At 29.8% G+C, this 11,705-nt stretch carries 21 protein-coding genes; 2 read left to right on the forward strand and 19 right to left on the reverse strand.

Annotated elements, in window-relative coordinates; all coding sequences use genetic code 11:
• Positions 1–132: 132 nt before the first annotated feature.
• From PF569_01175 to PF569_01250, 16 genes are all read right to left on the reverse strand, one after another.
• Positions 133–696, reverse strand: a complete 564-nt coding sequence (locus PF569_01175) for a BspA family leucine-rich repeat surface protein (protein ID MDA3854839.1) — start codon at positions 694–696, stop codon at positions 133–135.
• Between the two features lie 21 nt (positions 697–717).
• The gene (locus PF569_01180) at positions 718–1,311 is read right to left on the reverse strand and encodes a hypothetical protein (GenBank protein ID MDA3854840.1); all 594 of its coding nucleotides are present in this window, start codon (positions 1,309–1,311) and stop codon (positions 718–720) included.
• Positions 1,312–1,404: 93 nt separating this feature from the next.
• Positions 1,405–1,863: a 50S ribosomal protein L30 gene (locus PF569_01185; GenBank protein MDA3854841.1), complete on the reverse strand. Its 459-nt coding sequence runs from the start codon at positions 1,861–1,863 to the stop codon at positions 1,405–1,407.
• Positions 1,856–2,635, reverse strand: a complete 780-nt coding sequence (gene rpsE / locus PF569_01190) for a 30S ribosomal protein S5 (protein ID MDA3854842.1) — start codon at positions 2,633–2,635, stop codon at positions 1,856–1,858. Before rpsE ends, PF569_01185 begins: the two co-directional genes overlap by 8 nt.
• Before the next feature lies 1 nt (position 2,636).
• Positions 2,637–3,152: a 50S ribosomal protein L18 gene (locus PF569_01195; GenBank protein MDA3854843.1), complete on the reverse strand. Its 516-nt coding sequence runs from the start codon at positions 3,150–3,152 to the stop codon at positions 2,637–2,639.
• Complete coding sequence (locus PF569_01200) at positions 3,139–3,618, reverse strand: 50S ribosomal protein L19e (GenBank protein MDA3854844.1); 480 nt, start codon at positions 3,616–3,618, stop codon at positions 3,139–3,141. The genes PF569_01195 and PF569_01200 overlap by 14 nt, the downstream gene beginning before the upstream one ends.
• Position 3,619: 1 nt before the next feature.
• A complete protein-coding gene (rpl32e, locus tag PF569_01205; GenBank protein MDA3854845.1) occupies positions 3,620–4,117 on the reverse strand; it encodes a 50S ribosomal protein L32e in 498 nt (165 codons plus the stop codon).
• 2 nt (positions 4,118–4,119) lie between these two features.
• Positions 4,120–4,692, reverse strand: coding sequence for a 50S ribosomal protein L6 (locus PF569_01210; GenBank protein ID MDA3854846.1), 573 nt, complete (start codon positions 4,690–4,692; stop codon positions 4,120–4,122).
• 11 nt (positions 4,693–4,703) lie between these two features.
• Entirely contained in the window at positions 4,704–5,093 is a 390-nt protein-coding gene (locus PF569_01215) for a 30S ribosomal protein S8 (GenBank protein ID MDA3854847.1), read from the reverse strand.
• A 62-nt stretch (positions 5,094–5,155) separates the two neighbouring features.
• The gene (locus tag PF569_01220) at positions 5,156–5,317 is read right to left on the reverse strand and encodes a 30S ribosomal protein S14 (protein ID MDA3854848.1); all 162 of its coding nucleotides are present in this window, start codon (positions 5,315–5,317) and stop codon (positions 5,156–5,158) included.
• A gap of 70 nt (positions 5,318–5,387) precedes the next feature.
• The gene (locus tag PF569_01225; protein MDA3854849.1) at positions 5,388–5,945 is read right to left on the reverse strand and encodes a 50S ribosomal protein L5; all 558 of its coding nucleotides are present in this window, start codon (positions 5,943–5,945) and stop codon (positions 5,388–5,390) included.
• Position 5,946: 1 nt separating this feature from the next.
• The gene (locus tag PF569_01230; GenBank protein ID MDA3854850.1) at positions 5,947–6,660 is read right to left on the reverse strand and encodes a 30S ribosomal protein S4e; all 714 of its coding nucleotides are present in this window, start codon (positions 6,658–6,660) and stop codon (positions 5,947–5,949) included.
• Between the two features lie 2 nt (positions 6,661–6,662).
• Complete coding sequence (gene rplX / locus PF569_01235) at positions 6,663–7,049, reverse strand: 50S ribosomal protein L24 (protein MDA3854851.1); 387 nt, start codon at positions 7,047–7,049, stop codon at positions 6,663–6,665.
• An 11-nt stretch (positions 7,050–7,060) separates the two neighbouring features.
• Positions 7,061–7,462, reverse strand: coding sequence for an uL14 family ribosomal protein (locus tag PF569_01240; protein MDA3854852.1), 402 nt, complete (start codon positions 7,460–7,462; stop codon positions 7,061–7,063).
• Positions 7,459–7,788: a 30S ribosomal protein S17 gene (locus PF569_01245; protein MDA3854853.1), complete on the reverse strand. Its 330-nt coding sequence runs from the start codon at positions 7,786–7,788 to the stop codon at positions 7,459–7,461. The genes PF569_01240 and PF569_01245 overlap by 4 nt, the downstream gene beginning before the upstream one ends.
• Positions 7,789–8,007: 219 nt before the next feature.
• Positions 8,008–8,706, reverse strand: coding sequence for a hypothetical protein (locus PF569_01250; protein ID MDA3854854.1), 699 nt, complete (start codon positions 8,704–8,706; stop codon positions 8,008–8,010).
• Between the two features lie 158 nt (positions 8,707–8,864).
• Here PF569_01250 and PF569_01255 point away from each other — a divergent pair, with 158 nt between their 5' ends.
• Positions 8,865–9,347 (forward strand): hypothetical protein, encoded by a 483-nt coding sequence (locus PF569_01255; protein MDA3854855.1) that lies wholly within the window; start codon positions 8,865–8,867, stop codon positions 9,345–9,347.
• A 105-nt stretch (positions 9,348–9,452) separates the two neighbouring features.
• Here the strand turns inward: PF569_01255 and PF569_01260 are convergent, their stop codons facing one another.
• A complete protein-coding gene (locus PF569_01260) occupies positions 9,453–9,848 on the reverse strand; it encodes a ribonuclease P protein subunit (GenBank protein ID MDA3854856.1) in 396 nt (131 codons plus the stop codon).
• Positions 9,849–9,850: 2 nt separating this feature from the next.
• Positions 9,851–10,108 (reverse strand): hypothetical protein, encoded by a 258-nt coding sequence (locus PF569_01265; GenBank protein MDA3854857.1) that lies wholly within the window; start codon positions 10,106–10,108, stop codon positions 9,851–9,853.
• A gap of 153 nt (positions 10,109–10,261) precedes the next feature.
• Here PF569_01265 and PF569_01270 point away from each other — a divergent pair, with 153 nt between their 5' ends.
• Positions 10,262–10,603 (forward strand): hypothetical protein, encoded by a 342-nt coding sequence (locus PF569_01270; GenBank protein ID MDA3854858.1) that lies wholly within the window; start codon positions 10,262–10,264, stop codon positions 10,601–10,603.
• Between the two features lie 27 nt (positions 10,604–10,630).
• Here PF569_01270 and PF569_01275 read toward each other — a convergent pair whose 3' ends face one another.
• The gene (locus tag PF569_01275; GenBank protein ID MDA3854859.1) at positions 10,631–11,635 is read right to left on the reverse strand and encodes a hypothetical protein; all 1,005 of its coding nucleotides are present in this window, start codon (positions 11,633–11,635) and stop codon (positions 10,631–10,633) included.
• Positions 11,636–11,705: the final 70 nt, after the last annotated feature.

The raw sequence follows: 11,705 nt of genomic DNA on the forward strand, positions 1-11,705 counted from the left end.
TCTTATTTAATTCTTGACGAAAAGAATTCTCGTGAGGAATTATTTGTTTTTGTACAAGTTTACGAATCATAATAATTAAAGAAATTTGAACTTTATAAATCTACTTCGGATAAAGCCGTAATATAGAAAAAATTAAGGAGTACAACTAATAAAGGTTGGTTGTGGTGAAACCCAAGCAGGAGTATTCAAATTAAAATTATCACAATTATTTGGAATTATTGTAATTGAACTTACATTCCAAGAAGATAAATTCTGATTAAAATCATTTGCCAAATAAAACATACTAGCCATATTATTTACTTTACTTGTATTCCAAGAACTAATACTCCCATTAAAAACAGATGCACTATTAAACATATTCCCCATATCAGTTACTAAACTAACATTCCAAGAATTTAAATCTTGATTAAAAAAACTTGCTCCTCTAAACATATTTGACATATATCTCACATTACTTGTATCCCAATTACCAATATCTCCATTAAACAAATATGCACTACGAAACATAAGATCTAAATTATTAGATCCTGACAAATTTAGTGGGTCTGTGGCAGAAACTTGTAAATTAGAACAACCCATGAAATGTGCATTACTATCTCCTACATTCAAAACCCCCCAATTCTGAATATCAATTATCTTAAGTTTATCTCCAATATCCATAAATCTGAAACCTATAATAATTCCTGTTATATTCACTTGATAAACTCCAGGAATCGATTATGCATGACTTATTGGCAAACTCCCAGTACCAATTACATTCTCATTAGAGCCATCTCCCCAATACACAGTAAAATTATATTCAGCATTGCCAAAATTATACAAAGGCAATACAATAGTATTTACAGCAGAACCAGCTTTTGAAGTATTCCAAACAGAAATAAAAGCATTTGAAAAATCAATAGAATTAGAATTTAAAACAATATCCTCTAAATAAACACTCTCTTTAACAATCCTATCTTCAGTCATAATCATAATCTCAGGAGTAGAATCAGAAACATTACCTAAGCAAGAACTAACATTAATTTCATTCATACCATTTGATAAATTCTTGTCGATAGTACAATCTATTCCACCAATCTGTAATTTATTCAAAGTAACATTACTAGAACTACCACTAACAACATACAAAGTATTCCCAATAACTGTTTGTATGTCTAACTTCTCATTACTATTAGATTCTGTTTCTAAATCTGAAAACATCTCAGAAGAATAACTTTGATACCAATTTTGAAAACCAACAACTGCAACAACACTAACAACTAATAATAATGCAATTGCAACAACTGGACTTATTGCTTTTTTATTTAACATAAAAGAAATACATAATAAAACTATTTAAATATTTGCTTTAACACAAATTTCTAGAAAAAAACTAAAATTAAAAATTAAATATTATAAGAAACCTTACAACATTTTTGCGATAAGTAAACTAACTTTATCAGCCCTATCACCTAAAACACCACCTTTATTAAATGGCATCTTAATTCCTTTTCTCTCAAATCCACCAATAGGAGGATGTAATCTAAAGAAAGGTTTTAACTTGTAATTAGTCTCGAAATCTCTTAGTTTAACTTTACCACCAAAGTACTCTGCAGCAACTTTTTTAGCATCAACTTTGATATCTTCTTGACCAATAGTTTCTCCTCTTTTCTCAATAATTTGAGCAAAGAAAGCCTCATCTACACTACCATAAGTTGTATAGTCTTTAACTCTTTGAAGCATACCTTGGTTTACTTCATTATCCTCAAGAACAACACAAACATGTTTTTTATGAAGTCTCAATAATTCTAATGTTTTTTTAACATCAGGACTAATATTAACAAGACCTCTAATTAAAACAACTGCTAATTTATTTTCACTCATTTTTATCACCATCTTTAATTCCTCTACCTTCAACAGTTTGAGGATTTAATTTCATTTCTTGTAATTTTTTTAGAGCATTAAAACCAGCCTTAATTAAGTTAGTTTTATTCTTTGTTTGACCAAAAGTTTTAGACCAAATATCTTTAACTCCAGCAAGCTCAAGCATCTTTTTCAATTCAGACTCTACAACTAAACCTGTTCCCTTAGGAGCTGGCATAAATCTTACAGTACATGAACCTTCACGACCCTCAACAGCAAATGGAATGGAATGTGCAGTACCACAAAAACAACCCCAATCACCACAACCTCTTCTAATTACAAATAAATTCTTCTTTGCATTTCTTAAGGATTTTTCTCTAGAAGGAACTGTCTCTCTTGATTTACCAAAACCAAAACCAACAATACCATCTTTATCACCACTAAGAGTAATCATTGAAAAACTCATTCTTGAACCTTCTCTAGTAACTTTTTGTGTAGCTTTTGAATTCTTCCTTCTTCCACCACCAAATTTACCTTTAGCTTGTCCAATATTTACAAATTCAGTAATCAAATTAGGAGCTAAAAATTCGGTAATTTCACCTTCTAAGATTTGTTTACCTGAGTAAAGAGCATCCCTTAAAGTTGGATACTTACCAGCAACAACATCTTTACCTAATTGAGTCTTAGGAACCCAAACTTTTTCTTCAACAACTCTTTGAGGCCTATTTCCTTGAAAATTACCTCTTTGAGGTGGTTTATTACCTGAGTTTCCAGCTGTATTATTATCTGCCATTTTATTTCATACCCTCGATTGCTTTTTTAGTTGCTTCAACAACTTTATTTACATCTTTAGCACTCAAATGCGCACCAGATAATCTCTCTTCTGAAGGAAACACTGCTTCACCAACTCTAACTTTAACGCCAGAATCAACTACACCTTTAACTGCTGCAAAAAGTCTTGAACCATGTAATGAACTTTGAAGTCCAAAATCTACAATACAATCACCTTTAACTTTAGCAATTTGAGCTCTCTTACCAGCTAAATAACCAGTCAAATAAGCTGAAACTATATTACCTGTATTCAAAGTAAATCCTAATTTTTTCAAATCAACAGACTTTGCTGCAGTAATAATTTTATCACCATTACCATCATAATCTACAAATTGAACTAGCACATTACTATTAGACCTTCTAACAACGATTCTCGTAAAACCACTCTTTAAAAGTTCTAATCTTTGTGCATAATCAGTTTGACCCCTAATCCTTCTATTAAATCTAAATACTCTATTTTTATTTCTATTTCTTGCCATTTTCTACCTCCAATAACAAGTTATTCTGCTCTAGATAAAGAGCAAGATGCCTCTTATTTCTAAAAAAGTTACCCTTACTTTTTCTGTATAAATTTCTATAAGTCTTAACATCTAACTTACCATCTTCTTTTAATTTAGTAAGCATCGACCTAAGTGCTCTAATCTTAATAATCCATTTATCCTTAGTATTAAATCTTGCATTAGCAGTTCCTTTTCTTGAACCTTGACCAGACCTTCTACCTTTAGCTCTTTGAATAATAATCTTATTTGCATTAGTTCTAGAATTACCTTTTTTAGGTAATTTCTTAATAATTTTTTCTTCAATTAAAGCTTTAACATCTTCCCTTGAAATAAGTTCTTTCAAACTCTTTTTAGCCTCAGCAGAATCTCCTACAAATTTAACTCTTTGTTTTGAAACTCCAAGAGCTCTTGCAGCCAAATTCTTTTGTTTACCTAAGTCAACCATTTTATTTTACAGCCTCCTCAGATTTTTTATCTTCAGCTTTAGGTTTATCTGCCTTCTTTTCAGTAGATTTTTTCTCTACTTTCTTTTTAGGCTCTTTAGATAATGACTTAATAGTTCCATCGATATCGAAAACATTTGCAAAACCAATTTTTAGTTTTTTACCTTCTTCCAAGATTGCAACCTTTTTCTTTCCACCAACAGTTCTACCAATAACTGCAACTTCATCCTTAACATTAAGCTTATTTAAATCAGCAACATTATTAACAACTACTTCTTTAAATCCAGCCTTATTAAGACCTCTAACTTCTTTAGGAGAACCAAAACCAACTTCAGGCATTCCTTTATGACCCCTCCTTCTAAGTCTCATCTTAGACTGGTATCCTTTAGGCTTTCTCCAACCATCGCCTTTAAATTTAGCGAATTGATTAGTTTGTTGCCTAGTATATGTAGGTTTTCTCTTCTTAACTAAAGCTCTAACCTTTAATAAATCCTTAACCATTTTTATTGATAACTCCTATGCGGTTTAGTAGTAATATAAATTCCATCTTGAACAACCCTTCTATCTAAATGAGAAATCTTACATAATTGCTCAATACTTGCAGCAGCTTGTCCAGTTTTCTCTTTATCAATACCCGTAACAGTAATGTCTTTACCTTTAATAACAACTTTTACATCAGAAGAAACTTCAAATGATCTTGGAACTTTCTCACCTAAAAGATTCTTAACATAAAAGATATTTCCTTTCAATTCAACAGTCATAGGGAATTTTGCAAACACCACAACCAAATTATACTCGAAACCTGATGTAACACCTAAAACCATGTTTTTAATATGAGCTTTAAATGTGAACATCATTTTTTTCTCTCTTTGAGAAAACCTATCAGTACTAATTATAACATTGTCTGACTCAACTTTTAATTGAACATTAGGACATTTAAAATCTCTTGTAAGTTCTCCTTTCTCACCTTTAACAGTTAAAGTTATACCTTCAATTGTTGCAGTTGTGCCTTCTAAAGGAACTTCAATAGATAATGAATCCCACTGTTTCTTTACTTTTTCTTGTTTGGAAACCATTTTGAATATAACTAGTAACAATAAGCTACAAGTGTACCTCCAACATTTAATTCCTTAGCTTGTTTTTGAGTCAAAAGACCTTTATTAGTTGAAATAATTAATACTCCAAAGTCTTTAGCAGGTAAAAACCTTCTCTCAAACATTTCAAGCTCCTCTATTTTAACAGGATATCTTGGCTTAATTGCAAAACATTTATTGATTGTACCTAAAAGATTAACCTCAATTAATCCTTGTTTACTATCAGCAATCATTTCGTATGAACCAACATAACCGTTTTCTTTTAACACATCTAAAACCTTAACCATTAATTTACTATTCTTCATAGTAACTGTTTTGTTAAGTGCCTTTACGGCATTATTAATTTTAGACAATGAATCTGAAATTGGATCGTTTAATACCATTTTATAAATTTGACCTCTCAAATTTTAAAATTGTTCCGAAAATTTTATTTAACTGAACCATTTTAATTTAATTTCTTAAAGCCTAGCTTTGAAGCATTTAATCTAAAACATCTTCTACAAATGTTTAAACCATATTTACTAATATGTCCTCTAGTTGTTCCACAAGTTTCACATCGTGTAACTCCAAACCCATAATCTCTCTCATTTGGTTTGTTGTGTTTTATATATTTATTTAATTTCGCAGGCTTTGCAGATAATTGGTTGAAAACCTTTGAAAAATCTTTAGCTGTCATTTTAAATAATGCTCACCTCGAAATTGTTTTTCATAAAACCTAAAACTTCGTCCTTCTTAATCCTATGTCTTTGAGGAACCTTAGCTGGTCTTATTTTTCTACTCTTAATTCTAAATCCTGCTCTCTTAAAAGTTGCAGTAAGTTCGAAACCCATAATTCCAATCTCAGAATCGTACTTCATACCATTAAGATCCAGATATTCTGAAACTCCAACGGAAAAATTACCATTACCATCAATTGAGGAACCATTAAATTTCTTACCTTTTGAATCTAAAACCCATTTTAAAAATGTCTTAGCTTCAACTCCTCTCATAGTTACTTTGTAACCAATAGGTAAACCTGGTCTAATTTGCCAAGTTGCAAGTCTTCTTTTAGCAACATTCTTTACTGGAGTTTTATTAGTAACAATTCTAAGCAATTTCTCTGCTTTAACCATACCAGGTTTATCATTACCAACACAAATATTTACTGTAACTTTATCTAAGATAAGATTTCTCATCACATTAACAGTACCATCAGTTTTAGTCTTAGTCTTAGTCCTAGTTTTTTCTACTGCCATTTTACTCAAACCTCTTAATGTCAGTTTTCTTATCACCTAAAGCAAAACAATAATCTTTTGCAGTATCATGAATTGCACCTTTAACTTCAACTTTAACAATATCTCTAGTTACACCATTAAATGAAATAAATTCTTTAATCTCTGCAATTTGACCTTTAAACTTACCATCAAAAACATAAACAAAAGAACCTTCCTTTAATTTAACAATACTAGACACTTTCTTTTTATCTAAATCAAAAACAACAGTATCTGTAACAGAAACTGACTTAAAAGTTTTCTCATCTACGAAAGCATTAAATCCATTCATGAAATTTAACTGAAACTTTTTACCTGGAGTAAGAGTCTTTTTAGCCACCTTAAGATAAATCATATTATCTTTTGCTGGAACTAATTTAATCTTACCAACTTCATCAAAAAGTACAATGTATTTTTCTTTAGTATCCTTAATTTCAAAAATATCAAATAAACCTACAGGGAATTTAACATCTCTTACTTTTTTACCATTAACCAATACTTCTTTATTATGAACAATTAACTTAACTTCTTTTGCAGTCTCAGCATAACCTAGAATATCTCTAACTAAAATCATAACACAAGTACAATAATCTAATTTATGTGAACCTGGATTAGGCTTAGTTGTAAAAGTAATATTCTTTCTTTTAATAGGCCATGACTTAGGAGCCACATGTCTCTTTAAATGTTGACTATTTCCCATTCTTACTTTTTAGCCCTCTCTATTTTTGAAACTCTCATTTTATCAGATGTATCTAATTTAGTAATAATTAAATTAGAAGGATGTACAGGATACATTGTTTTTGAACCATCTGCCTTATTATTTTCAACACCTTCAATATATGTTGCCATTTTAGCGTAAGATACTTTTGTAACTTTACCGCTCTTTTCTTTGTGATCACCAACAGTTACTAATACTGTATCTCCTTTTCTAACTGGAATAGCTCTGATATTATACTCAGCTCTCAATTCCTTAGATAAAGTTGAAGCAGCCATTTTATGTCTAATATGTAAAGGCGCATTATGTAAATACTTCCTTTGCTTCCTAGACTGACCTGATGATTTCCATGATTTTGACCATAATTTTTTCATCTTTAACTACCTCATACTATAATATTAGCAATTCTTGCTACAGCTGGAAATCTTTCTCCAACTTCTTTTGCAATAGCTCCTTTAACAATTGTTCCTTTCGGATTTCCTTTGTCATCTTTAAGAACTACAACTCCATTTGATTGGAATTTGATTGTTGTCCCATTAGGTCTCTTGTATTCTTGTTTTTGTCTAACAACAACACATTTAACAACTAAATGTTTCATATCAGGCTTTCCTTTAGTTACATGTGCAGTAATCATATCACCAACACCTGCAGTTTCAAGCATTCTCTTAACTGTTTTGTAACCTTTAACAGAAATAACCTTAACTAACTTAGCTCCAGAATTATCAACTGCTGGAATCTCAGCACCAATAGGCAAACCTCTACTTGGACTACATCTTATTGCTTTCATTCTTCAGTCACCTTCAGAACAGCAAAATGTTTAGTCTTAGACATAGGTCTTGTCTCACCAATTAGTACCCTATCACCTACCTTTGCGTTAACACAAGCAGGGTTATGAGCAGAAACTTTGGATTTAGTCTTAAAATATCTCGAATATTTTGTATCTTTTTCTAAAGTTTCCCACTCTACTTTTACTGTTTTATCCATTGAATCAGAAATTACTGTTCCTTCAAAAAGTGTACCACGTACTGAAATCTCTCCATGGTGTGGACATTTTGAATCAGAGCATTCTGCTTCTGGTTTGAAATTTACGTTATAACCAACATTAGTCTTCATTTTTAACTTGAAAAGTAGGAGAAGTAACAATACTTCCCACTCTTTAGGCTCTCGCCGTTTATTTTTTACATAGGATATGTAATAAAAAAGAATGAAATAAGGTTTATAAGTTTACTGCTCAAAAGGCAGTCAACTTGTGACTCGAATGCTAATGAGAATTTATAAAAGTAACTGCTAACCCAGGCGTAAAGTATAAATAAGTAGAATCTAATTTAATCCTTATTTCTTTGCAATCTCCCAAAGCAAATCAAAATGACTCCTATAAGACTCAGAAACATCAGAATCATCAATTAAAATAGCATAAGGATTCTCAGACCATACAATTATTGCAACCTTATCACCATAAACATTAATAGTCGAAGGACCAAGACTATGGTCAACATATTTAATTTTACTCAAAGGAATTTCTACTGGATTTTTAGTATCAAAAATAATTTTAACTTTGATTTTTTTATTCCTCCGCTCCCTTTCATAATGAGGTAAGTAATACTTCAACAAATCATATACTTTATTTGAACCACCTAAAATTAAAATCTCTTCCCCAACTCTCAATTGATCTTCAAAAATATGTTTAATTCCTTCCTTCCCCCTATAAAAAACTGTCTCTTTTTTCGATTTAGTTCGATTAAAACCTTCTTCAAGTTTAGGCATAATTGATTTAACATCATCTTCCTGTCTCCTCAAAATTCTAAGCAATTCTTTAGGATTCGATGTAGAATACTCTTTAACATCATTAACTTTAATATAACCAACAATACCTTTCTCAATCAACCTATCAAGGGCGTCATACACATTTCTTCTATGAACTCCACACTTAGAAGTAATTTTACCAGCATTAAGTGCCCCATTATTAATAAGAGCCAAATAAACCTTAACCTCATTGTGAGTTAAACCTAAATCTTCCAAAACTTTCTCCATATAGATTACAATTAATTAAAATATATAAAACTTCGTGAGAACCAAAGGTCTCACGACGGCTTAAGAATTTTATTCGAAAATTCTTTGAATTGTGGCAACAGTTATCACCACAAGTCTTTATTTCAATTCATAAACATACTATTCATGGTGAAACCAATATGGTAAGAAAAACATTAATAACTAACGAAACAGAAAATTTAATAGCATATCACGCACTAAAAAGCGGATTTGACATAATGTGTAAAAGAGCGCAAAGAAAACTAACTCCTACAGCTGAATCAGTATATGAAAGACTAAAAAAAGGTCAAAAAATTCAAGGATCTCCAGTAACTGCAAACTACAGATTTGAAAACTACGACAAATCAAGAACACTAACTGAAGGAATCAATGAATTCTCCCAGAGATTCCCACAATACGGAGAAAAACTAAAAACCATAATTGATGAAACAAGAAAAACCAAAAGAAGATACTTAACATTTTCAGCAACAGACGAATTACCAGAAAACATATATCAAGGAGCACTAGAAAGCATTGGAATCCCTGAGCACATGAGAGACTCAATGCTTGAGAACATACTAGAAATAAGTGATAAATTCTCAAAAAAAAGAAAAGATGGTCTAACTGAAATATTAATTAAATAATTGAGTCTAAAAAACTCAAATACTTTGCCATAAAAATTTAATTTTGATTCTAATCAATTCATAGATTTTTATACAAAAATAAAATAATTTCAAAATCTTAAATTCTTATTTAATCTTCTTAATTCTAGAAACCAAACTACCTGATAAAATTGAACAATCAACAATTAAATTCTTCCCATTATAATCGAACTTAATAACTAAACCATTCTTCAAAAACTTCTTAATACTATCTGAACTTCGTTCAGATTGTCCAGAAATGCTTTGGTTAAAAGCGTCTGAAAATTTTGAATTTTCATGAATCTCTTGATTTCTCGTATCTTTATCAACCTCAATATAAAACAAATTTGCACTCTCCAAAACTAAAACACCCTTAAAACCAATCTGAAGCTTATTTTTTGAATCAACAATTTCAATCTCTTTTCCAACAAGAGACAAACACAAAACATCAAACTCAACTTGTTTTTTCTCAGGAATTTTAACAGACCCTTTAATCTCCACCATATTTAAGCCCTCCCGTACTTAATTCTTTGAAAAAACAATGCAACCCATAACCAAGCACTAACAAACAAAGCAATAAATGACAAGTACATATCTAAAGTATAAAATGCAAAAGATATAGCAAATAAACCAATAAAAGTAAGAAAAGAACTACTAAGTGCAATTAAACCTTTCTTAGTTTTAAAACCATAAAATACTTGATTACTCAAAGAATAAATAAAAAGTAAATTTGCTCCAGAGATTACAAAATCTTGCCAAACCATAAATTTATTCATGCATAAAGCTTTATAAATATTTATCTTAATAATGTGTCGAATAAATTTTTTAATTTATGACCAAACTTTATAAAACTAATCTAATTCGTATTTATTAGCAATAGATCTGGGAATAAGCAGATCCATTTGCAGGTGACTCAAATGATTGAAATCGGAAGATTATGTATAAAAACTGCTGGAAGAGATGCAATGCAACACTGCGTTGTAATCGAAGAAGTAGATGAAAAAACAGTTCTAGTTGATGGAAACACTAGAAGAAAAAATGTAAACAAAGCGCACCTAGAGCCTTTAAATAAAACTCTAGATGTAAAAAAAGGAGCATCCACTAAAGATGTTCTGGCTGCTTTTGAAAAAGTAGGAATTGTAGTAAAAAAAGCTGAGGAAGCAAAAAAAAGAACAGCTCCTAAAGCTCAAAATAAAAAATCCAATTCAAAACAAACAGAAAAAAAAGATTCTAAAAAGAAAGAAACAAAAAAAGAATAAATAATTCTTTTTTTATTTTAACAAATTCTAACTAAACATATTCGCTTGATTCTCTAAAACTTCTATTTGTGATTTCATATCTTTATCTCTCACATATAAACCATAAAACTTAATTAATCCTGAAAACTGCGCTTTCCCTTTAACAAAAATATAAAAATTTTCTTGAAATAAACTCTCATTTTTTGAATTCATTAAAGCCAATAAAAGAGAACCAAACAATTTCAAATCTATCTTAAAACCATCAATCAAATTACTCTCAACAAAACCAAATTTATTTTTCTTAACTAACTCAATCAAAGAATTATAACTACTAACCAAATTCGAATAAACTCTTTTATCATTTTCAACATCATTACTCAAATAAGCATTATTTGAATTATCCCTAATATTAGAAAAAAACCCATACAATCCATCATAATTTACCTTAGTTACTTCATTAAAAAATATCTCTAAAGAATTTGTAAATTTATTAAAAACTGGAGAAGATATTACACTTGAAGAATTATTCGAATTAAATTTAAAATCTTTATTATTCAAAATTAAATTTATATCATAAGAAATTTTTGCATACAACGCTACTACAGAATTATCAGTACTATTCTTACTTTTCTCATAATCAACAACTGCTACAAAAAAATCAACAATAGTCTTCAAAACTAAATCTACTTTATTTGCAAAAATTTCATTATTATCTCCATTTCTCTCAATAAATAAATTACTTAATTCTTGATTCAAAATTAAAATAGGACTACATAAATTAAAATAACTTGAACCTGACTCTATACTTGAAGAAATCTCAGAAACATTATTCGTATATCTAATCAAAGGATATAAATACAAGTCTTGTATCTTTGAATTCAGAAAAATTGTACTCTTGAAATTTTTCCTCCTATTATCAGCCCTATCAGTTATGAATTTAGAAAATTTGTAACACAAAGATAATGTTTTACTAAAATAAAATTTAAACTTCTCAATATCACTCAAATTATCGAGAAATTTTATATCCTCAGCATCTCTAACAGAATTACCCATATAAATTTTAAGAAAGCTCACTAAAAATAATTAATATATCCCTAAAAATTAACAAAAACGGGGTTGAGTT

This window comes from Candidatus Woesearchaeota archaeon, assembly GCA_027858315.1.
Taxonomy (GTDB): domain Archaea; phylum Nanobdellota; class Nanobdellia; order Woesearchaeales; family UBA583; genus UBA583.